Origin of the sequence: Bosea sp. OAE506 (genome assembly GCF_040546595.1) — a bacterium.
In the GTDB taxonomy this organism is placed as follows: Bacteria; Pseudomonadota; Alphaproteobacteria; order Rhizobiales; family Beijerinckiaceae; genus Allobosea.
Genome location: NZ_JBEPOB010000001.1, coordinates 348,840 through 370,734 on the forward strand (window position 1 = coordinate 348,840; position 21,895 = coordinate 370,734).

Sequence of the window (21,895 nt, forward strand, 5' to 3'; positions counted from 1 at the left end):
AACAGGAGAACAGCACGCATGCAGCAGGACATCACGGCCGAGCCGCGTCGCGAAACCGGCGACATGGCCCAGTCCGTCATCGATTTCTGGCGCGACGCCGGGGCCGAGTGCTGGTTCAGGAAGGATGCAGCCTTCGACACCCTGTTCCGTGAGCGCTTCATGGCGCTGCATTATGCAGCGGCGCGGCGCGAACTGGATGGCTGGGCGGACACTGCACTGGGCAGCCTGGCGCTGGCGATCCTGCTCGACCAGTTCCCGCGCAACAGCTTCCGCGGCACGGCGCATATGTATGCCACCGACCCGCTGGCCCGGCATTTCGCGCGGTTGGCGCAGGCGCGCGGCCATGGCGAGGCGACCGAGCCGGCGCTGCGGCTGTTCCTGCACCTGCCGTTCTGCCATTCGGAGGATCTGGCGGATCAGGACCTCTCGGTCGCGCTCAGCACACCGCTCGGCGGCGAGGCGGCGGAGCATGCCGAAGGCCACCGCGCGGTGATCCGCCGCTTCGGGCGCTTCCCGCATCGCAATGCCCTGCTCGGGCGGGAGACGACGCTGGAGGAGGCCGCCTTCCTGACCGAGGGCGGCTTTGCGGGCTGATCAGGCGCCTTCGATGAGCGCAGAGCCCGGCCCAGCCTCCAGCGCCGCGTCGCTCTCATCCTTGAGATCGACCCCTGTCAGGGCACGGCGGAAGCCTTGGTCGATCAGCCAGGCCAGCCGGAAGGCCGCCTCGGCGAAGCCCATCCCACCGGGCCGGATATTGGAGATGCAGTTGCGCGCCTCGTCGGTCAGACCGATCCGCGGCGCGAAGGTGAGATAGGCGCCCAGCGAATCCGGCGAGGACAGGCCGGGCCGCTCGCCAATCAGCACGAGAACCATCTGCGCGCCCAGCGCCTGGCCCACCGCATCGCCGAGCGCGACACGCGCCTGCGAGGCGATGACGACAGGCGACAGCGTCAACGTCTGGCGCCTAAGGTGCGGCAGCATCGCCTCGACGAGCGGCGCGGCGTTCTGGTGGATTGCGGTGGAGGACAGCCCGTCGGCGACCACGATGGCGAGATCGAACGCCGCGTGACGGCTCTCCAGCGCGGCACGGCTCTCCGGCGACAGGCTGCGGCCCCAGTCCGGCCGGCGCAGATAATCCGCGCGGGAGCGGGCCGCGCCCTCGACGGCCAGCGTCTCGATGCCGAGCCCCGCCAGTTCCGCCGCGACCTCGTCGGGCCGGAAGGGCGCGTGCACCGCATCGCGCGCCTGGGCATGGGCGAGTCCGAAGCGCAGCACTTCGCTTGTTGGCATTGACGAGCCGGAGCGGCCGAGCGCGATCCTGGCCGGCGTGAGCCGCGCGAGATCGGCGAAGCGGCCCGGGGCAGGCGGCTTGTCCCGCCCGCTCATGCAGCGCGGTCCTGCATCGCCGCGAGCAGGGCCGGCCCGCCCTGCCCGGCACTGAGGCGTCCGGCTGAATCGGTGATGTCCATGCGCAGCAGCCAGTTCTCGAATTCCGGGGCGCGCTTCAGGCCCAGCACCTCGCGGATGTAGAGCTGGTCGTGGAAGGAGGTCGACTGGTAGTTCAGCATCACGTCGTCGGCCCCGGGCACGCCCATGATGAAGTTGACGCCGGCCGTGCCCAGCAGGGTGAGCAGCGTGTCCATGTCGTCCTGATCGGCCTCGGCATGGTTGGTGTAGCAGATGTCGCAGCCCATCGGCACGCCCATCAGCTTGCCGCAGAAATGGTCCTCCAGCCCGGCCCGGATGATCTGCTTGCCGTCATAGAGATATTCCGGGCCGATGAAGCCGACGACGGTGTTGACCAGCAACGGTTGGTAGGCCCGGCAGACGGCATAGGCGCGCGCCTCGAGCGTCTGCTGGTCGACGCCGTGATGGGCGTTGGCCGAGAGCGCGGCGCCCTGCCCGGTCTCGAAATACATGACGTTGTCGCCGACCGTGCCGCGCTTCTGCGAACGGCCGGCCTCCAGCCCCTCCTGCAGCAGCGCCAGCGTGACGCCGAAGGAGGCGTTGGCGGCTTGCGTGCCCGCGACCGACTGGAAGACGAGATCGACCGGCGCGCCCTGCTCGATCAGCGCAATCGAGGAGGTGACATGGGTCAGGATGCAGGCCTGAGTGGGGATGTCGAAGCGGGCAATGACTCCGTCGAGCAGGCGCAGGAGTTCGCCGATCCGGGCCGTGCTGTCGGAGGCCGGGTTGATGCCGATGACCGCATCGCCGCAGCCATAGCTCAGCCCGTCGATGGTCGAGGCGAGGATGCCGGCGGCATCGTCGGTCGGGTGGTTGGGCTGGATGCGCACCGCCATCCGCCCGGGCAGGCCGAGCGTGTTGCGGAAACGCGTGACGACGCGGCATTTGCGGGCGACGAGGATCAGGTCCTGGTTGCGCATCAGCTTGGAGACCGCAGCCGCCATCTCGGGCGTGATGCCCGGCGCGAGCCTCGCCAGCACCTCGGTCGTCGCCACCTCCGAGCAGAGCCAGTCGCGGAAGGCGCCGACCGTGAGCGAGGCGATCGGCGCGAAGGCCGCCGGATCGTGGCCGTCGACGATCAGCCGCGTGACCTCGTCGGTCTCATAGGGAATCAGCGCCTCGTGCAGGAAGGTGCGCAGCGGCAGGTCGGCGAGCGCCATCTTGGCCGCCATCATCTCTTCCATCGACTCGGCCGCGAGCCCCGCCAGCCGGTCGCCCGAGCGCGGCGGCGTCGCCTTCGCCATCAGCTCCTTCAGATCGCTGAAGAGATAGCTGCGCGTGCCGATCGCGACGCGATATCCCATCGACACTCTCCCGGGCGGACGGCGCGAGGCCGCGGCGCTATAACAACCCTTCGAGAGTGTCGAAGCAAGCAGCGGGCCGGGCTTCCGCTCGCTCTTGGCCGCCGCTCCGGATCAGCGTGGACGTGAGGCCTCACGCAAAGTCCATCCGCACTTTAGCGCCATTGCCGCCACTGGCCGCGCCGCTTATCCGTTGCCGCAGAGCGGGCGGTACCCGCCATCGCACCGAGGGAACGCCATGGCCGACGCCGCCGAGACCGACCGCCGCTGCATCGGCCGCTTCGACTATGTCGTCATCGGCGCGGGCTCGGCGGGCTGCGTCGTCGCCAACCGGCTGTCGCGCAACCGCAAGACGCGGGTGCTGGTGCTGGAGGCCGGAGGGCGCGACGACTGGATCTGGTTCCACATCCCGGTCGGCTATCTCTTCGCCATCGGCAATCCGCGCGCCGACTGGCTGTTCAAGACGGAAGCGCAGCCGGGCCTCGGCGGCCGGGCGCTGGCCTATCCGCGCGGCAAGGTCGTCGGCGGCTCCTCGGCGATCAACGCCATGGTCTATATGCGCGGCCAAGCCGCCGACTACGATGGCTGGCGCCAGCTCGGGCTGTCCGGCTGGGGCTGGGACGACGTTCTGCCCTATTTTCTGAAGCACGAGGACCATATCGGCCCGGGCGAGAGCGGGGTCCACCGCAGCGGCGGGGAATGGCGCGTCGAGCATCCGCGCGTGCGCTGGGCGATCCTCGACGCCATCCGGGAGGCCGCGGCCGAGGCGGGCATCGCCAAGATCGACGACTTCAACACCGGCGACAACGAGGGCTCCTCCTATTTCCAGGTCAACCAGCGGCGCGGGCGGCGGCTGAGCGCCTTCAACGCCTTCCTGCGGCCGGTGCTCGACGCCCGGGAGGACAATCTGCGGCTGGAGATCAAGGTGCTCGTCGAGCGCGTCGTGATCGAGGACGGCCAAGCGACGGCGGTCGAGTTCAGCCATGGCGGCGAGAAGCTGCGGGCCGAGGTCTCGGGCGAGGTCGTGCTCTCGGCCGGCGCGATCGGCTCGCCGGCGCTGCTCGAACGATCGGGTATCGGCGACGGGGCGCGGCTGCAGGGCCTGGGCATCGCGACGGTGGCGGACCTGCCCGGCGTCGGCGAGAACCTGCAGGACCATCTCCAGATCCGCCCCGTCTACAAGGTCGAGGGCGTGCGGACCCTCAACAGCGACTACGCCAAGATCTGGCGCCGGCCGCTGATGGCGCTGCAATATGCGGCGATGCGCAGCGGGCCGCTGACGATGGCGCCCTCGCAGGTCGGTGCCTTCGCGAAATCCTCGCCCGAGCACGCAACCGCCAATCTGCAGTATCATTTCCAGCCGCTCTCGCTGGATTCCTGGGGCTCGGGGCTGCATCCCTTCGATGCGTTCACCGCCAGCGTCTGCAATCTGCGCCCGACCAGCCGCGGCCATGTCCATATCGCGACGCCCCACGCCGAGGACGCGCCCGCGATCTCGCCGAACTATCTCGACACGCAGGCCGACCGGCAGGTCGCGATCGACGCGATGAAGCTGACGCGCCGCATCGTCGGGCAGGCGCCGCTGGCGCGGTTCCGGCCGCAGGAGCATCTGCCGGGGCCGGCGGCGACGAGCGACGAGGACCTGCTCGACGCCTCGGCCCGGCTGGGAACGACGATCTTCCATCCCGTCGGCACCGCGAAGATGGGCCGTTCGGACGATGCCCGCGCCGTGCTCGACGAGCGGCTGCGGGTGCGCGGCGTGGCGGGCCTGCGCGTCATCGACGCCTCCGTCATGCCCGCGATCACCTCCGGCAACACCGCCAACCCGACGATGATGATCGCCGAGAAGGGCGCCGCGATGATGCTGGAGGACGCGAAGGCGGGGTGATTTCCACTCCCCCCCTGGCCGCTGCCGTTCGCCTCATCCACGCCGGTCGTCCCGGGCGACCGCAGGGAGACCCGGGATGACCTGCGCTTGATGGGGACGCCTCAGAATTGCTGGGATCTGTCGGGATAGGATGATGAACCACGGCTGCGGCACGGCGTAACCGTTCAAGGACGATCGATGACGCAGCCGCCGACCCGGGACGAGACACGCGCCCCCTTCGCCCGCCTCCTCTTCGCCATCCTGCGCGCGGTACTGACCGTCGTCGTTGTGTTCGATGAGATCGCCCGGCCGCTCTACCGGCCGCTGGTCGAGTGGGTCGCATCGCTGCGCATCGTGGCACGGATGGAGGCCGTGATCGCGCGGCAGTCGCGGCTTTCGATCCTGGCGCTGCTGGCGGTGCCCTTCGCGATCGCCGAGCCGCTGAAGCTGCTCGGGCTGGTGATGATGGCCGATGGCCGGTTCCGGACCGGGCTCGTCGTCTTCGCCTTCGCCCATCTCGTCAGCTTCCTGCTGGTCGAGCGCATCTACCATGCCGGCCGGGAGAAACTGCTGACCTATGGCTGGCTGAACTGGCTGATGACGCTCCTGGACCGGCTGCGGCGCCGGGCGCTCGACTGGGTCCGCAGCAGCGCGGCTTACGGCTTTGCCATCCGGGCCCGTGACGCGGCGCGAAGCTGGTGGCGTGGCCTGCGGGCGTGAGTGCGGCGCGACATTCAGCTTGGCAAGGATACACCCGTCATCCCGGGCTTGCCCCGGGATGACCAAAGGTTTCGAGGGCGCTGGTCAAACCACCTGATTGCGCAACGCCGTCTCGCCGCGCGCGAGCCGGGCGAGGTTGTCCACCAGCAGGTCGACGACATTGGTCTCGTAGGCGCGGGTCTCACCGGCGCTGTGGGGCGTGACGATGACGTTCTTCATCGCCCAGAGTGGCGAAGCGGCCGCCAGCGGCTCCTCGACGAAGGTGTCGAGGCCGGCGCCCGCGATGCGCCCTTCCGACAGCGCCGCGACCAGCGCCTTCTCGTCGACGACCTTGCCGCGCGCGACATTGATCAGGAGCGCGCCGGGCTTCATTGCCGCGAGTGCGGCGGCGTCGATGAGGTTCTCGGTTTCGGGCGTCAGCGGGCAGGTCAGCGCGACGATATCGGCCTGCGCCAGCACCTCGTGAAGCTGGTCGGGCCGGACGATCGCCTCGATGTCGGGATGCGGCTCGGGGCTGCGGCGCACGCCGATGATGCGCAGGCCGAAAGCGGCAGCCAGCGTCGCCAGCCGCAGGCCGATGCGGCCCAAGCCCACGATGACCAACGTCTTGCCGCCGAGCTCGTCCTCGCGCCGGGCACGGTCGCCGATCATCGGGCGCCAGGTCGCGGCGGTCTGGTTGTCGCGGGCGAGGTGGATCTGGCGGGTCAGGCCGAGGATCAGCGCCATGGCGTGCTCGGACACGGCGCGCTCATTGGCTCCCTGAGCGCTCGCGAGCCGGATGCCCGCCGCCGCAAGAGCGGCCTTGTCGTACTGGTCCGTGCCGGCGGAAACCGACTGGACGAAGCGCAGCCTCGGGCAGGACGCGATCAGCTCGTTGCGCCAGAGCCCGGACACCACCACGACATCAGCCTCGGGCGCCCGCGCCTTCAGCTCGTCGAGCGAGCGGACCTCGAAGCTCTTGGCGGCATGCCCGCGCGTCGCGAATTCGGCCTGCAACTGATAGGCGGCATGGGCGAAGCAGATGGTCAGGTCGCTTCCGGTCGGCAGAGCAGGCATCAACGCAATCCTCGGGGGGTGAGACAGGCGGCGGCCACCTTAGCCTGCCACCGCGGCATCCCGCCACGGCACAGACGCGGCGCCAGCCGCTCAACCGCCATGCGGGAAACAGGCCAGTGCCGCTTCCAGCCGCGCCCAGCCCGTCGCATCGCCTGGCAGGCCGAAGCGCAGCCGGGTCGGATCGGCCTGGAAGCGGCGCACATAGAGGCCGTTGGCGCCGAGATGGGCGAAGAGCGCTGGAGCGTCAGGCGTGGCGAGGAGCCGGAACAGCGCGGTGCCGCCGATGATCTCGCCCAGAGGAGCCAGCAGCGCATCGAGCCTCGTGGCGTCGGCGGCCCGCGCGGCGCCGGCCTGCGCCAGCCACTCGGCATCGGCGAGCGCGTGCGCGCCGATGCCGAGTGCGGGGCCGGCCACGGCCCAGGGGCCCATCGCGTCGCGCAGCGCCGACACCAGATCCGCCTCGCCGATGGCGAAGCCGAGCCGGACACCGGCCAGGCCATAGGTCTTGCCGAAGGAGCGCAGCACCAGCGTCGCAGGCGGCAGGGCCGGGATCAGGCTCGCCTCCGACGTGAAATCGCAGAAGGCCTCGTCCACGACCAGCAGCCCGCCACGGGCAGCGCAGCGTCCGGCGAGCGCGGTGAGGTCCGAGACCGACAGCAGGCGCCCATCCGGGTTGTTGGGGTTTACGACCACCACCGTCGCGGCGTCGTCGGCATGAGCCAAGCTGCCTGCCTCGACGACCGTCGCGCCCATCTTGCGCCAGGCGAGTGCGTGTTCAGCATAGGTCGGCCCCAGCACCGCGACCGGCCCGGCCCTGATGAGATCCGGGACAACCCGCGGCAGGAGATCGATCAGGATCTGCGTACCGGGCGCGGCGACGATGCCGGCATCGGCCGGCACGCGATAGGCGTTTCGCGCCGCTGCCAGCAGCGCCGCCTCGTCATCGGCGGCGGGCAGGCGCTGCCAGAGGCTTAACGGCAGCGCGGGAAGCGGATAGGGGATCGGGTTGATCCCGGTGGAGAGATCGATCCAGGGCTCGGACGCTTCCGGAAACAGCGCCCGCGCCCGGCCGAGATCGCCGCCATGCCAGATGCCCTCCGTCACGTTTGCCTCGCCGCCCATGGCCCTGCCCGACACACTGCTTCTGCTGCTGGCCGCGCTCGCGATCGAGGCCGCGTTCGGCTATCCGCAGCGCTTGTATGCGCGGATCGGCCATCCCGTCACCTGGATTGGCGCGCTGATCGCCGGGCTCGACCGCCGGCTGAACCGGGAGACGGCCGGCTTCGCCGCCCGGAAGGCGGCGGGCGTGGCCGCGCTCCTCATCCTGCTCGCGGTGACGCTGGCCGGGGCGCTCGCGCTGACCGCGTTGTGCAAGCTGCTGGGGCCGGCGGGACTTTTGCCGCTGGCGGTGCTGGCCTCAACGCTGCTGGCGCAGCGCAGCCTGCACGAGCATGTCGCGGCCGTCGCACACGGGCTGGAGACGGGAGGGCTCACCGAGGGGCGCAAGGCGGTGTCGATGATCGTCGGCCGCAACCCTGACAGCCTGGACGAGGCCGGCGTCTCGCGCGCCGCCATCGAGAGCCTGTCGGAGAATTTCTCCGACGGGGTGGTGGCTCCGGCCTTCTGGCTCGGGGTCGCAAGCCTGCCCGGCATCATCATGTACAAGGCGATCAACACCGCCGATTCGATGATCGGCCACAGGACGCCGCGCCACCTCGCCTTCGGCTGGGCCTCGGCGCGACTCGACGACCTCGTCAACCTGCCCGCTTCGCGGCTGACCGCACTGCTGATCGTCGCGGCCGCGGCGCTTGACGGCGACGCCGATGCGGCCGGCGCCTTCCGGGCCGTGCGCCGCGACGCGCGCCGCCACCGCTCGCCCAATGCCGGCTGGCCGGAGGCGGCGATGGCGGGCGCACTGGGCCTGAGGCTCGCTGGGCCGCGCATCTATGGCGACGTCACGGTCGAGGATGGCTGGATGGGAGATGGCCGGGCCGAGGCGACGGCGGCCGACATCCGGCGGGGCTTGCGGCTGTACTGGAAGGCTTGCGGGCTGTTGTGGGGGCTGGCGGGGTGTGGCGCGCTGATCGCGCTGGTGCTGTCGCCGGGGTGAGCCTGCGCAGCTTCCGGCGCGGTGCCGGTTGCGATAAGATCGCGTCCGCAGCCGCTGGGAAGCGATCATGGGCACGCATGTGACGATCGACGACGATGTCGTCCGCGCCGCCGAGAAGCTGGCGCGGGAGCAGGACCGCACAGTCGGAGAGGTGATCTCAGATCTGGCCCGACGCGCCCTGCCGGCGGAGCCGAAGATCACCTACCGAAACGGCTTCCCTCATCTGCCAATCAGCAACCCCGACGCCGTCATCACTTTGGAGCACGTCAACCAGCTGCGTGACGAATTGCCGTGACCAATCTGCGCTGATCGTTCCTGTTGAACGCGGGTCATCCCGGACGCAGCGAAGCGGAGATCCGGGATCCATTCCGGAACGCTTGCCGGAAAGGTTCAGGCATGGATCCCGGATCGGCGCCGCTGACGCGGCTTGTCCGGGATGACGGCGCGGGGTCGATCAGCGCCTGTGCCCCTTCAAAACTCGATCCCCTCCTGCGCCTTCACGCCGGCGTTGAAATGGTGCTTCACCAGCGTCATCTCGGTCACGAGGTCGGCGGCCTCGATCAGCTCCGGCTTGGCGTTGCGACCGGTGACGACGATGTGGAGATCGAGCCGGCGGGCCTGCAGCGTGGCGATGACTTCGGCCAGCGGCAGATAATCGTAGCGCAGCGCGATGTTGAGCTCGTCGAGCACGATCAGGCGGATGCTGTCATCGGCCATCAGCTCCCTGACCTTCTCGAAGGCGCGGGTGGCGGCGGCGATGTCGCGGGCCTTGTCCTGCGTCTCCCAGGTGAAGCCCTCTCCCATGGTGTGCCAGGCGATCTGATCGCCAAAGGCCTCCAGCGCTCGGCGCTCGCCGGTCTCCCAGGCGCCCTTGATGAACTGCACCACGCCGACACGCCAGCCATGGCCGAGCGCGCGCAGCATCAGCCCGAAGGCCGCCGTCGACTTGCCCTTGCCGGGGCCGGTGTTGACGATCAGCAGCCCCTTCTCGACCGTCTTGGAGGCGACTTCGGCGTCCTGCAGCGCCTTGCGCTTTTCCATTTTCGCCTTGTAGCGAGCGGCCTCATCCGTCTCGTTCGTCATAGCATTCTCACTTTACCAGCATGGGCAGGCCGGCGACCATGAAGACCACGCGTCCGGCCCTTGCTGCAATCGCCTGATGCAGCCGGCCGGCCTCGTCGCGGAAGCGCCGCGCCAGCGCATTGTCGGGCACGATGCCCAGCCCAACCTCGTTGGAGACGAGCACGACCGGTGCGGTGGCCTGCGCGCAGGCCTCGATCAGGGCGCTCCCGGCGGCGGCGGTGTCCTGCTCGGCCAGGATCAGGTTGGTGAGCCAGAGCGTCAGGCAATCCACCAAGACAGGGCGCCCCTCGGGCAGGCCACGAATCGCCCCGGGCAGGTCGAGGGGCGCGTCGAGCGTGATCCAGTCCGCGGGCCGGCGGGCGCGGTGCTCGGCGATGCGCGCGGTCATCTCGTCGTCCCAGGCCTGGGCGGTCGCGATATAGGCCCAAGGGCCCGGCAGCGCCTCGATCAGCGCTTCGGCATGGCGGCTCTTGCCCGAGCGGGCGCCGCCGAGGACGAGGGTGAGGTGGGGGATGTTCACAGGCAGTGACCTTCGCCGTCATGCTCGGGCTCGACCCGAGCATCTCTTGAGAGGGATTCTCGGCTCTGCGCTTCGCTTCGCCCGAGAATGACGGCGCACTGCATTGCACAGCCTCCCTCACATGGCTAATGATCGTCGCCGACGGTGCCTCCGCGAGGAGGTGAAAAGGGAACGCGGTGCAATGCCGCGGCTGCCCCCGCAACTGTAAGCGGCGAGTTTCGCGCCATCGGCCACTGGGAGCGATCCCGGGAAGGCGGCGTGGAATGACCAGACCCGCGAGCCAGGAGACCTGCCGTCGACAGTGTTCCTATGGGCCCATCGGACGGGGTGTTCCGACGGCGGCTGTGTTCGCGTGGCGAAGGCCATGCGGCTCCGTCCTTGGGAACGTATGCCGGTCGCAAGACCGGCCGCCTTCTGACGGAGACCGGAACCATGACGCTGCGCAACCGCCTGACCCTCGCCTTCACCGCCCTGCTCTGCAGCCCGGCGCTGGCCCACCATCCGATGGGCGGCAAGACGCCGTCGACGCTGACGGAAGGGCTGCTGTCAGGCCTCGGCCACCCCATTCTCGGGCTCGATCACCTCGCCGCGCTGGTTGCGGTCGGCCTCGTCGCCTCGCGCTACGCGTCCGGCGCGCTGCTGCTGCCAGTGCTCTGGATCGCCGGCATGGGGCTCGGTGCCTTCGCCCATATGAACAGCATCGACCTGCCCGCCGGTGAGATCCTGGTTGCGGGCAGCCTCGTGCTGATCGGCGCCATCGGCGTGCTCAAGCCCTCGCTGCCGCTGCCGGCGCTCGCCGCTCTCTTCGCGGCCGCCGGCTTTGCCCATGGCCATGCGCTCGCCGAATCGATCATCGGCGCCGAGACCGCCGTGGTCGGCGCCTATCTCGTCGGCCTCGTCGCGATCCAGGCCACCATCACCGTCGGCACGATCCTGCTGGTGCGCCGGCTGGTCTCGCCGGAGACGAGCCTGTCCATGCCGGTGCGCGCGGCGGCCGCTGCCATGGCCTGCGTCGGCCTCATCTTCCTGATTGCCGCCCTGCCCGCGACGGCCTGACGCCAGGCGGATCATGAGCACGCAACTACAGCAGCCGCGCCCGGAAACGGGCACGGCTCCCGTCCGCATCCTCGTTTGCGCAACCTGCCGCGCCGCCGGAGGCGACCCCAACGCGCCCCGCCCGGGGGCCGTTCTCGCCGCCGGCCTTCGCGATGCGCTCGACTCAACGCTCGATGCCGCGGTCAGCGTCGAGACGGTCGAATGCCTCTCCGTCTGCAAGCGTCCCTGCACGGTGGCGCTCAGCGGCGAGGGCCGCTGGACCTATGTCTATGGCGATCTCGACCCCGCGACGGGCGTCGAGACGCTGCTCACCTTCGCGCGGCAGTATCGCGAGGCCCCGGACGGAATCGTGCCCTGGCGTGAGCGCGCCGAGGCGATCCGCAAGGGCGTGGTCGCGCGCCTTCCTCCCCTCCCGATCGCGGGTTCCCGATGAATTCCCTGACAAAGACTCCCTGCACCATCATCACCGGCTTCCTCGGCGCCGGAAAGACGACGCTGGTGCGCCATCTGCTCGAGAACGCGCAGGGCAAGAAGCTCGCGGTGCTCGTCAACGAGTTCGGCGATCTCGGCTTCGACGGCGAATTCCTCAAGGGCTGCGGCATTTCCGGCTGCACCGAGGAGGACGTCGTCGAGCTCCCCAATGGCTGCATCTGCTGCACGGTGGCGGATGATTTCGTGCCGGCGCTGGAAAAGCTCCTGAACCGGGCCGATCCGCCGCAGCACATCCTGATCGAGACCTCGGGTCTGGCTTTGCCCAAGCCGCTGGTCCAGGCCTTCAACTGGCCGGCGATCCGCGCCCGCGTCACGGTCGACGGTGTCATCGCAGTCGTGGATGGCCCGGCGGTGGCCGAAGGCCAGTTCGCCGACGATCCCGAGGCGCTCGCCGCCCAGCGCGCGCAGGATGCCTCCGTCGAGCACGACAACCCGCTGGAGGAGGTCTTCGAGGACCAGATCCTCTGCGCCGACCTGATCCTCCTCAACAAGAGCGACCTGATCGACGCGGCGACCCGCGAGCGGGTCAAAAGCGAGATTTCGGCGCATCTGCCGAAGGCGATCAAGATCGTCGAGACGAGCCGTGGCACGATCGAGCCTGCGCTGATCCTCGGCCTCAGCGCTGCGGCGGAGGCTGATCTGGCCTCGCGCCCGTCGCATCACGGCGATGGCGACGACCATGAGCATGACGATTTTGATTCGGTCGCGCTGGCGCTGCCGGCCGGGCTCGCGCCCGAAGTGCTCTCGGCCCGTCTCGGCAGGGCGGCCGAGGCGCAGGGCGTGCTGCGGCTCAAGGGCTTCGCCGCCGTGCCGGGCAAGCCGATGCGGCTCGTGGTGCAGGGCGTCGGCCGCCGCATCAGCCATCATTTCGACCGGGCCTGGACGGAAGGCGAAGCGCGCGACGGGCGTCTCACCGTGATCGGGCTCAAGGGCTTCGATGTGAAGGCGGTGGAGGCTGCGCTCGCCGGCGCCTGAGCGGCAGCCCTTTTCGAAAGCCAGGCATGCATCTCCTCCCGACCAGCGAGATCAGGCTCGACGACGGCGAAGACGCCGTCGATCTTGCCCTGCCGCCGGGGGATGTCGTCGTGCTTTCCTTCGCCGACAGCGATCTCTCGGCGCTGGCGGCGGCGGACAGTGACTGTGATCTCACCGTCCGCCTCGCCTCGCTGCGGCGGCTGCGACACCCGCTCTCGGTCGATCTCCTGATCGAGAAGACCGTGGCGAAGAGCCGTTTTGTGCTGGTGCGCTGCCTCGGCGGGCTGGATTACTGGCGCTACGGCATCGAGCAGCTCAGCGAGACCTGCCGCGCCAGGGGCATCGCGTTGGCGGTGCTGCCCGGCGACGACCGCGACGACGCGCGGTTGGCAGAGTACGGAACCGTGCCGCCCGCCTGCGCGAGGGCGATCCTGTCGTATTTCCACGCCGGTGGCGGGGCGGAGAACATGCGCCGGCTGCTGGCGGTGGCGGCGGGGTATCTCGGCCGCGACCGGCGGCCGTCTCACCTCGCCCCCCTGCCCCTCTCGCCGCTGTTCGCGCTGGGCGCCAACGCCGCGCCGATGCCCTGGCGCGAGGCGCTCGCCGCCCTGCCCGACCGGCCCTTCGTGCCGATCCTGGTCTACCGTTCCGCTGTCAGCGCCGGCGACACGGCGATGGGCGAGGCTCTGGCGGCGGCGCTGGCCGCGCGCGGACACGCCCCGCTGATCCTCGCCCTCACCAGCCTGAAGGACCCCGCCGTCACAGCCGAGCTCGCGGCACTGATCGCGACGCGGCGGCCGACGGCCATCGTCACAACCACAGCGTTCTCGGCCCGCGAGGGCGCCGGCTTCGTGCTCGACGGCGCCGATTGTCCCGTCTTCCAGGCAATGCCGGTCGGCAGCGCCCGTGACGCCTGGGCAGCCTCGCCGCGGGGGCTTTCGGCTACCGATCTCGCCATGCAGGTGGCGCTGCCGGAATTCGACGGGCGGCTGGGCACCATTCCCGTCGCCTTCAAGGCCGAGATCACCGACCCCGAAACCGGATTGGTGACGCGGCGGCTGGTGCCCGACGCAAACGGCGTCGCCGCGCTCGCCGATCTTGCGACCAACTGGATCGCGCTGGCGTCGAAGCCGGCCGCCGCGCGCCGGCTGGCGCTGGTGATGTCGGATTATCCCGCGCGCGGCGGCCGGGCGGGCTTCGCCGTCGGGCTCGACACGCCGGCGAGCGTCGGCGCGATCCGGGGGCTTCTGGCGGAGGCGGGGTACGACATCCCATCCCGTCATTGCGAGCGCAGCGAAGCAATCCAGGGGGACGTCGAGCGAGACGGTTCTGGATTGCTTCGCTGCGCTCGCAATGACGGCCAAACCCTCATGGCCGCCCTCACCACCGGCCCGGCCAACCTCGCCCTCCCGCTCGACGCTTACAGGGCCTGGCTCGCCACCATCCCCCCCGACGCCCGCGAGGCGCTGATCGCCGCCCATGGCGCGCCCGAGGCCGATCCGGCCGTCAGCGACGGCGCCTTCCGCTTCCGCGCCGTCCGCGACGGCGCTCTCACCATCGCGCTGCAGCCGCCGCGCGATGCGACCCCTGACCGGAAGGCGCGTTATCACGACCCCGACGCGCCGCCGGGTCATGGCTATCTCGCCTTCTATCGCGCGCTGCGCGACACGGCCGGCATCGACGCGCTGATCCATCTGGGCACCCATGGCACGACCGAATGGCTGCCGGGCAAGGCGGTGGCGCTGTCGGCCTCCTGCTGGCCGCGGTTGGTCACGCAGGGGCTGCCGGTGGTCTATCCTTACGTGGTCGACGACCCCGGCGAGGCCGCGCCGGCCAAGCGGCGGCTCTCGGCGGTGACGCTCGGCCATCTGCCGCCGCCGCTGGCGGAGATCGGGGCCTCAGGCGAGACCGCGCTGCTGCGCGATCTCGTCGAGGAGTTCAGCCAGGCGCAGGTGCTCGATCCGCGCCGGGCCGACATCGTCGCGAGCGAAATTCGGGCGCGGGCCCAGGCCAGCGGGCTGGCGGAATCCAGCGGCGTGACGCCCGATCTGCCGATGAGCGAGGCGCTGACGCGGCTCGACGCGCATCTCTGCGACATCGCCGAGTTGCCCTTCCGCGATGGCTTACATGTCTTCGGCCGGTCGGCGCTCGACCCCGTCTCCGCGCAGGCCGAGCGCGAGGGATTGCTGCGCGCGCTCGACGGGCGCTTCGTGGCGCCCGGCCCCGCCGGCTCGCCGCATCGCGGCCGGCCCGACGTGCTGCCGACCGGGCGCAACCTCTCGACGCTGGACCCGCGCGCGATCCCGACGCGGGCGGCTGCGCGGCTGGGCGCGCTGGCGGCGCAGGCCGTGATCGCGCGCCATCTACAGGATGAGGGCGAGCCGCCGCGCCGGATCGTGATGGATCTCTGGGCCTCGCCGACGCTGCGCTCGGGCGGCGAGGACATCGCCCATGCGCTGGCGCTGATGGGCGCAGCCCCTCTTTGGGACGATGCCTCGACGCGCGTCACCGGATTCGCGATCACGCCGCAGCCGAAGCTCGCGCATCCGCGCGTCGACGTCACCGTGCGGATCTCGGGCGCCTTCCGCGACACATTTCCGAGCCAGGTCGCGTTGCTCGATGCCGCCGCGCGCGCCGTCGCGCTGCTGGACGAACCCGACGACTGGAACGAGCCCGCCGCCGCGCGACGTCGTGGCGAAGCCAGGGCGCGGGTGTTCGGCGCCGCGCCGGGCCGCTATGGCGCGGCCGTCGCCGACCGTGCGCTCGACGGCGACTGGAGCGGCCGCGACGAGCTGGGCGCCGCCTATCTCGCCGCCTCGAGCCATGCCTATGGCGGGCCGGAGGGCGCGGGGCATGCCGATGACAGCTTTTCCACCCGAGTCCGGACCGCCGACGCCTTCGTCCATGTCAGCGACACCGCCGGACGCGACATTTTGGAGGCGTCGAGCGCCGCCGACGTCATCGGCGGACTGGCGGCCGCGGCACAGTCGCTCGGCGCGAACCCCTCGCTCTACAGCCTCGACAGCTCTAATCCGGAGACGCCGAAGGCGCGCACGCTGGCGGAGGACATCGCCCGCATCGTCCATGGCCGGCTGACGCATCCGCGCTGGATCGCCTCCCATCTCGCCCATGGCTGGCGCGGTGCGGCGGAGCTCGCGGAAGCGATCGACACGCTTTTCGTCTTCGCCGCCAGCACGAATGCCGTGTCGGACGGGCTGTTCGACGCCGTGTTCCAGGCCTGGTGCGCCGATGCCGCGGTCTGGAGCGCGATCGAAACCGCCAACGCCCCGGCCGCCGAGGCAATCCGCTCGCGGCTGGCGGAGGCGGCGCGGCGGGGCCTCTGGACCAGCCGGCGCAACTCGGTCGGGGCGTTTCTGGCGGGCACGCCCGCGACGCGAGAGGCGGCGGAATGAACGCCCCCTCCCCCGAAACCCTGCGGCGCGGCTGGTGCCCGAGCACGCTCAAACCCATGGAGACCGGCGATGGCTGGCTGGTGCGGCTGCATCCGCCGGGTGCGCGGCTGACCCCGGCGCAGCTGCGGCGCATCGCGGCGCTGGCCGCACGGCACGGTAACGGGCTGATCGAGATCTCGGCGCGTGGCAATATGCAGCTGCGCGGGGTGACGGCGGACAGCCATCCGGCGCTGGTCGCGACGCTGCTGGCGGAGCGGCTGGTCGACGAGCATGAGGGCGACGGGCCGCAGCGGCTGACTCTGGTCTCGCCGCTGGCGTGCCCGCCACATCCTTCTGGGGCTTCGCGGAGCGACCTGATCGACGCGCTCGCCCTCGCCGCCGCCATCGAGGCGCGCGGGCGCGACGTCGCCGGGCTGCCCGCGAAGTTCGCCGTCATCGTCGATGGCGGTGGCGCGTCTTCGCTCGAGGCCTTGGCGGGAGACATCCGCATCGTCGCGACCGAGCCGGGGCGGGTGGTGATCGCGCTGGCGGATCGGCTCTGGTTCGGCCCCGTCGCCGAAGGCGAGGCCGCAGCCGCCGTCGCCCAGACCATGACCCGCTTCGCCGCGCGACGGGCGCAGGCGCCCGATGCCATCCGCCGCATGGGCGATCTCGCGACCACGGAACTGGCGGCGCTCTGCGATCTCCCCCTGACCGAGCCGCCACCCCATCGCCCCGCGCCGCGACGGGCCGGGCTGTTTGCGGTTCGCGCGAGCCATGCCGCGCTGGTCGGGCTGCCCTTCGGACGCGCCGATGCGGCATCGCTCGACCGTCTCGCGCAGGCGGCCGGAAGGCTGGGCTGCCCAGAGATTCGCCTCTCCCCCTGGCGCGGCATCGCTTTTCGCGGGCTATCGCAGTCCGATGCGATGGCCCTGCTGGACGGCGCGGCGGCGGATGGCCTGATCACCCGTGACGACGACCCGCGCCTGTCGGTGCAGGCCTGCGCCGGCGCTCCCGCCTGCAGCCGGGCGGAGGCTCCGGCTATGGCGGATGCGGCGGCGCTGGCCGCAGCGCTGGCGCCCGACCTCGCCGAGGGGCTGGCCCTGCATGTCTCGGGCTGCGTCAAATCCTGCGCCCGGCCCGCAGCCAGCGATCTCACGCTGGTCGGCGAGGGCGGGCGCTACCGCATCGTCATCGGCGGCGGCGCACGGGACAGCGCCGTCGCCACCCTTGACCTTTCCGCCCTGCTGACGCGATTGCAGCCCGGACAGGACCTTCATGCCCGCCTGATCGCGGCGGGCCGGCTTTCAGGACCGACCAAGTGACGACGGGCTACGACTATATCCGCGATGGCGGGGCGATCTATGAGCGCTCCTTCGCGATCATCCGGGCCGAGGCCGACCTGTCGCGCTTTGCCGGCCGCGCCGCCCATGTCGTGGTGCGGATGATCCATGCCTGCGGCATGACCGATCTGCCCACGGATGTGGAGATGTCCCCCGATTTCGCGGGTGCCGCCGAGGCTGCGCTGAAGGCGGGCGCGCCGATCCTCTGCGACGCCAAGATGGTCGCCAATGGCGTGACGCCGTCCCGCCTTCCGGCGCGCAACCCGGTGATCTGCACGCTCGATGACCCGCGCACCGCGCCGCTGGCCGCCGAGATGGGCACGACGCGCTCGGCCGCCGCGATGGAGCTGTGGCGGCCGCATCTGGCCGGCGCGCTCGTCGTCATCGGCAATGCACCGACCTCGCTGTTCCGGCTTCTGGAGATGCTCGACGCGGGGGCGCCCAAGCCGGCCGCCGTGATCGGCATCCCCGTCGGCTTCGTCGGCGCGGCGGAATCGAAGCAGGCGCTGGCCCAGGACGGGCGCGTGCCCTTCCTGGTCGTGCATGGGCGGCGCGGCGGCTCGGCGATGGCGGCGGCAGCCGTCAACGCGCTGGCGCAAGAGAAGGAGTAAGCCGGTGAGCTTTGAGCCGGCCAAGAATCCTTTGGGAAAAACACTGCTGTTCGGCGTGGGCCTGGGCCCTGGCGACCCCGACTACATGACCGTGCGCGCCCGCGACATCATCCTGAGCGCCGACCGGCTGGTGCATTTCTGCAAGCGCGGCCGGCGCGGACATGCCCGCATCACGGCCGATGCCGTCGTCGGGCAAGATGCCGCCCGCGAGATCGAACTCGCCTTCCCGGTGACGATCGAGGTCCCGGTCGAGGACGACGGCTATAGCGGCCCGATCACGCGGTTCTACGACGAATCCGCGGCCCTGCTCGCCGCCGAGATGGAGGCCGGGCGCAGCGTCGCCGTGCTCTGCGACGGCGATCCGTTCTTCTACGGCTCCTTCATGCATCTCTGGCGGCGGCTTTCGCATCGCTTCCCGACCGAGGTGGTGCCCGGCGTCACCGGCATGGCCGGCGCCTGGACGCGCGCCAACGCGCCGATCACCTGGGGCGACGACATCCTGACCGTGCTGCCCGGCACGCTGCCCGAGGCCGAACTGGTGCGGCGCCTCGCCGACACGGACGCAGCCGTGATCATGAAGCTCGGCCGCAACCTGCCCAAGGTGCGCCGCGCGCTGGAGGCCACCGGCCTGATCGAGCGGGCGATCTATGTCGAGCAGGCGACGATGGCCGGCCAGGCAATCATCCGCCTCAGCGAGCGCGGTGATGCCGAGGCGCCCTATTTTTCGATGGTGCTGGTCCCCGGCGAGGGGCGGCGGCTGTGAGCGGCTCCCTCACCATCGTCGGCCTGGGGCCCGGCCCGGCGCAATGGCTGACACCCGCCGCGCAGACGGCGATCGACGCCGCCAGCGACCTGATCGGCTACGGGCCTTATCTCGACCGCATCCCCGCACGCGACGGCCAGACGAAGCACGCCTCCGACAACCGCGTCGAGATCGACCGGGCGACCCATGCGCTGCAGCTGGCGGCGGCGGGGAAGAATGTCGCGGTCGTCTCCGGCGGCGACCCCGGCGTCTTCGCCATGGCAGCGGCCGTGTTCGAAGCGCTCGAGGCGGGCGATCCGGCCTGGCTGTCCCTGCCGATCGCGATCGAGCCCGGCGTCACCGCGATGCTGGCGGCGGCGGCGAAGGCCGGCGCGCCGCTGGGCGGCGATTTCTGCGCGATCTCGCTCTCGGACAACCTAAAGCCCTGGGAGGTGGTGACCGCGCGGCTCGAGGCCGTGCTTACTGCCGATCTGGTGACCTGCCTCTACAACCCGATCTCGAAGGCGCGGCCGTGGCAGCTGCGCGCCGCACTCGAACTGGCCGCCGGCCATCGCGAGCCGAAGACGCCGGTGATCTTCGCCCGCGCCATCGGACGCCCCGACGAGGCCTTGCGCATCCTGACGCTGGAACAGGCCATCGAAGCGGCGGCGACGGCCGACATGGCGACGCTGGTGATGATCGGGGCGTCGAGCACGCGGCTGATCGCACGGCCCGGCGACGCCGCGCCTTACGTCTATACGCCGCGCTCGGTGACGAAGAGCCCCTGCGCCACCAGCCAGGGCAGGACCTGATCGACATGGGCGACGGTCTCGACAGCGGGCTTGGGCGGGCGGGCGACCATGATCACTGGCAGGCCGAGCCGGCGCGCGGCAACGAGCTTGCCCGCCGTCGCGTCGCCGCCGGAATTCTTGCTGACGAGCAGCTCGATGCGCTTTTCGCGCAGCAGCGCCTCCTCGTCCTGCGCGCGGAAGGGGCCGCGCTGCTGGATGACCTCTACATGGGGCACGGGCAGGCGGTCGCCGATCGGCTCGATGGCGCGCACGAGGTAGTGATGCTGCGGCGCCTCCGCGAAGACCGGCAGGTCGAGCCGGCCGATCGTCAGGAAGACGCGACGCGGCGCTTCGCCGAGCGCAGCCGCGGCAGCCTCCATATCGGGCACGTCGTGCCAGTCGTCGCCCACTTCCGGCGTCCAGGCTGCCCGGCGGATGGCGAGCAGCGGCACGCCTTCGGCCTTGCAGGCATGCTCGGCATTGAAGGGCATGATCGCCGCGAAAGGATGCGTCGCGTCGATAACGGCGATGATGCCCTCGTCGCGCAGATATTGCCTGAGGCCCTCGACACCGCCGAATCCGCCGACGCGCACGGGAAGATTCACAGGCCGGGGGTCGACGGTATGGCCCGCCAGCGAGATGATGGCGCGGATGTCGGGCGCCTGCTCGGCCAGATGCTGGTCGAGCGCCGCCGCTTCACCGGTTCCACCGAGGATGAGCACGGTCATGTCCGCAGTTACGCTTGAAACCGAGAGCCTGTCGAGCGGCGAGGCTTCTCCCTCTCCCTGGCTGTGCCTGATCGGGCTGGGCGAGGACGGCGCGGCCGGGCTCTGCGCGCAGGCGAAGGCGGCGCTGGCGGAGGCCGAGATCGTCTTCGGCGGCGAGCGCCATATTGCGCTGGTCGGCTCGGTGCCCGGCGAACTCAGGCCCTGGCCGCAGCCCTTCCGCAATGCCCTGCCGCAGATCCTGGCGGAGCGCGGCCGGAGGGTCTGCGTGCTCGCGACCAGCGACCCGTTCCATTACGGCATCGGCAACAGCCTGAGCCGAGCCATTCCCGCCGCGGAAATGCGGATCATCCCGCAATCCTCCTCTTTCTCGATGGCCTGCACCCGGCTGCGCTGGCCGCAGGAGGAGTGCGCGCTGGTCTCGCTGCATGGCCGCACGCTGTTTCGGATCGTGCCGCATCTGCAGCCACAGGCGCGCATTCTCGCTCTGTCCTGGGACGAGACGACGCCGCGGGCGGTGGCGGAGCTGCTGACCGCGCGCGGCATGGGGGCAAGCCGCATCACGGTTCTGGAATCGCTCGGCGGGCCGCAGGAGCGCATCCGCGAGACTCGTGCCGATGCCTTTGCCTTCGACGACATCGTGCCGCTCAACATGATCGCGGTGGCTGTCGAGGCCGGGCCTGAGGCGCGCGTGCTGCCGCTGGCGCCGGGGCTGGACGAGGAGTGGTTCGCCCATGACGGGCAGATCACCAAATCCGAGGTCCGCGCGATCACGCTCTCCGCGCTCGCCCCGCGGGCGGGCGGGCTGCTCTGGGATGTCGGCGCGGGATCGGGCTCGGTCGGCATCGAATGGTGCCAGCGCCATCCGCGCAACGCGGCCATCGCCTTCGAATGCAAGGCGGAGCGCATCGAGCGGATCACCCGCAACAGCCTCGAACTGGGCGGGCTTGCGGTAACGGTGACCGGCGCGGCACCTGCAGGCTTTGCCGGCCAGCCCGCGCCTGATGCCGTGTTCATAGGCGGCGGGCTGACGGTCGAGGGGCTGTTCGAGGGCGCCTGGGCGGCGCTGAAGCCCGGCGGGCGCCTCGTCGCCAATGTCGTCACGCTGGAGGGCGAGGCGAAGCTCGCGGCGCTGCATGCGCTGCATGGCGGCTCGCTGCGGCGCATCGCGATCGACCGGCTCGTCCCCGTCGGCGGCAAGCATGGCTGGCGCCCGGCGATGCCGGTGACGCAGTGGCGGGTCGAGAAGCCGTGAGCGGCCGTCTCGTCGTCGGGCTGGGCCTACGCGCCGATACCAGCGAGGCCGACATTCTCGCCTGCCTCGACGAAGCGCTGGCGATCGCCGGGCTGTCGGGCGAGGCGACGCCGCGGCTGGCGACGCTGGCGAGCCGGATCGGCGAGCCCGGGCTCGCCGCCGCCGCCGTCAGCCGGGCCGCCGAGCTGGTCGGCGTGCCCGACGAGGCACTCAAGGGGTTCGAGGCCAGTTGCGCGACCCGCTCGACGCGGATCGCCTCGCTCTACGGCGTCGGCTCGGTGGCGGAAGCGGCCGCGCTCGCGGCCGCCGGGCCGGGCGGGACGCTGGTGCAGCCGCGCATCGCCACCGCCCGCGTCACCTGCGCGCTGGCCCGGTCATCCTCATGAAGC

General features: G+C 70.9%; 22 protein-coding genes and 1 riboswitch. Of the genes, 15 read left to right on the forward strand and 7 right to left on the reverse strand.

Annotation, left to right across the window (positions count from 1 at the left end; translation table 11 throughout):
- Positions 1–18 precede the first annotated feature (18 nt).
- A complete protein-coding gene (locus ABIE41_RS01720; protein WP_192643115.1) occupies positions 19–594 on the forward strand; it encodes a DUF924 family protein in 576 nt (191 codons plus the stop codon).
- Here the strand turns inward: ABIE41_RS01720 and eutC are convergent, their stop codons facing one another.
- Both eutC and ABIE41_RS01730 read right to left on the reverse strand, forming a co-directional pair.
- The gene (gene eutC / locus ABIE41_RS01725) at positions 595–1,386 is read right to left on the reverse strand and encodes an ethanolamine ammonia-lyase subunit EutC (RefSeq protein WP_192643116.1); all 792 of its coding nucleotides are present in this window, start codon (positions 1,384–1,386) and stop codon (positions 595–597) included.
- Positions 1,383–2,771, reverse strand: a complete 1,389-nt coding sequence (locus ABIE41_RS01730; protein ID WP_192643117.1) for an ethanolamine ammonia-lyase subunit EutB — start codon at positions 2,769–2,771, stop codon at positions 1,383–1,385. The genes eutC and ABIE41_RS01730 overlap by 4 nt, the downstream gene beginning before the upstream one ends.
- Positions 2,772–3,006: 235 nt before the next feature.
- On the opposite strand from ABIE41_RS01730, the gene ABIE41_RS01735 reads away from it, so the two are divergent.
- Positions 3,007–4,656, forward strand: coding sequence for a GMC family oxidoreductase (locus ABIE41_RS01735; RefSeq protein WP_192643118.1), 1,650 nt, complete (start codon positions 3,007–3,009; stop codon positions 4,654–4,656).
- A 177-nt stretch (positions 4,657–4,833) separates the two neighbouring features.
- Positions 4,834–5,355, forward strand: a complete 522-nt coding sequence (locus ABIE41_RS01740; RefSeq protein ID WP_354191622.1) for a hypothetical protein — start codon at positions 4,834–4,836, stop codon at positions 5,353–5,355.
- Positions 5,356–5,439: 84 nt separating this feature from the next.
- Here the strand turns inward: ABIE41_RS01740 and ABIE41_RS01745 are convergent, their stop codons facing one another.
- Together ABIE41_RS01745 and cobD are read right to left on the reverse strand one after the other, a co-directional pair.
- Complete coding sequence (locus tag ABIE41_RS01745; protein ID WP_192643119.1) at positions 5,440–6,411, reverse strand: D-2-hydroxyacid dehydrogenase; 972 nt, start codon at positions 6,409–6,411, stop codon at positions 5,440–5,442.
- Between the two features lie 90 nt (positions 6,412–6,501).
- Positions 6,502–7,515 carry a threonine-phosphate decarboxylase CobD gene (cobD, locus tag ABIE41_RS01750; protein ID WP_354191624.1) on the reverse strand — a complete coding sequence of 338 codons (1,014 nt, stop codon included), beginning with the start codon at positions 7,513–7,515 and terminating at the stop codon, positions 6,502–6,504.
- Here cobD and cbiB point away from each other — a divergent pair.
- Positions 7,502–8,521, forward strand: a complete 1,020-nt coding sequence (gene cbiB, locus ABIE41_RS01755) for an adenosylcobinamide-phosphate synthase CbiB (protein WP_354191626.1) — start codon at positions 7,502–7,504, stop codon at positions 8,519–8,521. The genes cobD and cbiB overlap by 14 nt on opposite strands.
- A 67-nt stretch (positions 8,522–8,588) precedes the next feature.
- On the forward strand, positions 8,589–8,816 hold the full coding sequence (locus ABIE41_RS01760; RefSeq protein ID WP_192643122.1) for a CopG family transcriptional regulator: 228 nt from the start codon (positions 8,589–8,591) through the stop codon (positions 8,814–8,816).
- Between the two features lie 176 nt (positions 8,817–8,992).
- Here the strand turns inward: ABIE41_RS01760 and cobO are convergent, their stop codons facing one another.
- Both cobO and cobU read right to left on the reverse strand, forming a co-directional pair.
- Positions 8,993–9,604 carry a cob(I)yrinic acid a,c-diamide adenosyltransferase gene (gene cobO, locus ABIE41_RS01765; RefSeq protein ID WP_192643123.1) on the reverse strand — a complete coding sequence of 204 codons (612 nt, stop codon included), beginning with the start codon at positions 9,602–9,604 and terminating at the stop codon, positions 8,993–8,995.
- Between the two features lie 7 nt (positions 9,605–9,611).
- Positions 9,612–10,124 carry a bifunctional adenosylcobinamide kinase/adenosylcobinamide-phosphate guanylyltransferase gene (gene cobU, locus ABIE41_RS01770; RefSeq protein ID WP_465247074.1) on the reverse strand — a complete coding sequence of 171 codons (513 nt, stop codon included), beginning with the start codon at positions 10,122–10,124 and terminating at the stop codon, positions 9,612–9,614.
- Between the two features lie 125 nt (positions 10,125–10,249).
- Positions 10,250–10,435, forward strand: a riboswitch (cobalamin riboswitch).
- A 121-nt stretch (positions 10,436–10,556) separates the two neighbouring features.
- Here cobU and ABIE41_RS01775 point away from each other — a divergent pair.
- From ABIE41_RS01775 to cobJ, 8 genes are read left to right on the forward strand one after another with little or no spacing between them, the layout of a single operon-like run.
- The gene (locus ABIE41_RS01775) at positions 10,557–11,180 is read left to right on the forward strand and encodes a HupE/UreJ family protein (protein ID WP_192643124.1); all 624 of its coding nucleotides are present in this window, start codon (positions 10,557–10,559) and stop codon (positions 11,178–11,180) included.
- A gap of 13 nt (positions 11,181–11,193) precedes the next feature.
- Positions 11,194–11,613, forward strand: coding sequence for a DUF1636 family protein (locus ABIE41_RS01780; RefSeq protein WP_192643125.1), 420 nt, complete (start codon positions 11,194–11,196; stop codon positions 11,611–11,613).
- Positions 11,610–12,647 (forward strand): cobalamin biosynthesis protein CobW, encoded by a 1,038-nt coding sequence (gene cobW, locus ABIE41_RS01785; protein WP_192643126.1) that lies wholly within the window; start codon positions 11,610–11,612, stop codon positions 12,645–12,647. The genes ABIE41_RS01780 and cobW overlap by 4 nt, the downstream gene beginning before the upstream one ends.
- A gap of 26 nt (positions 12,648–12,673) precedes the next feature.
- A complete protein-coding gene (gene cobN, locus ABIE41_RS01790; protein ID WP_192643127.1) occupies positions 12,674–16,060 on the forward strand; it encodes a cobaltochelatase subunit CobN in 3,387 nt (1,128 codons plus the stop codon).
- Positions 16,057–17,364: a precorrin-3B synthase gene (gene cobG / locus ABIE41_RS01795; RefSeq protein ID WP_192643128.1), complete on the forward strand. Its 1,308-nt coding sequence runs from the start codon at positions 16,057–16,059 to the stop codon at positions 17,362–17,364. The genes cobN and cobG overlap by 4 nt, the downstream gene beginning before the upstream one ends.
- Positions 17,361–17,993, forward strand: a complete 633-nt coding sequence (locus ABIE41_RS01800) for a precorrin-8X methylmutase (RefSeq protein WP_192643129.1) — start codon at positions 17,361–17,363, stop codon at positions 17,991–17,993. Before cobG ends, ABIE41_RS01800 begins: the two co-directional genes overlap by 4 nt.
- Positions 17,994–17,997: 4 nt before the next feature.
- Positions 17,998–18,756, forward strand: a complete 759-nt coding sequence (locus ABIE41_RS01805; protein WP_354191631.1) for a precorrin-2 C(20)-methyltransferase — start codon at positions 17,998–18,000, stop codon at positions 18,754–18,756.
- Positions 18,753–19,547: a precorrin-3B C(17)-methyltransferase gene (gene cobJ / locus ABIE41_RS01810; protein WP_192643131.1), complete on the forward strand. Its 795-nt coding sequence runs from the start codon at positions 18,753–18,755 to the stop codon at positions 19,545–19,547. The genes ABIE41_RS01805 and cobJ overlap by 4 nt, the downstream gene beginning before the upstream one ends.
- On the opposite strand, the gene ABIE41_RS01815 is transcribed toward cobJ, so the two are convergent.
- Positions 19,490–20,254, reverse strand: coding sequence for a cobalt-precorrin-6A reductase (locus ABIE41_RS01815; protein WP_192643132.1), 765 nt, complete (start codon positions 20,252–20,254; stop codon positions 19,490–19,492). The two genes, cobJ and ABIE41_RS01815, sit on opposite strands and share 58 nt — an antisense overlap.
- Here ABIE41_RS01815 and cbiE point away from each other — a divergent pair.
- Positions 20,253–21,506 (forward strand): precorrin-6y C5,15-methyltransferase (decarboxylating) subunit CbiE, encoded by a 1,254-nt coding sequence (gene cbiE / locus ABIE41_RS01820; RefSeq protein ID WP_192643133.1) that lies wholly within the window; start codon positions 20,253–20,255, stop codon positions 21,504–21,506. The two genes, ABIE41_RS01815 and cbiE, sit on opposite strands and share 2 nt — an antisense overlap.
- Positions 21,503–21,892, forward strand: coding sequence for a cobalamin biosynthesis protein (locus ABIE41_RS01825; RefSeq protein ID WP_192643134.1), 390 nt, complete (start codon positions 21,503–21,505; stop codon positions 21,890–21,892). Before cbiE ends, ABIE41_RS01825 begins: the two co-directional genes overlap by 4 nt.
- The last annotated feature ends 3 nt before the right edge of the window (positions 21,893–21,895 follow it).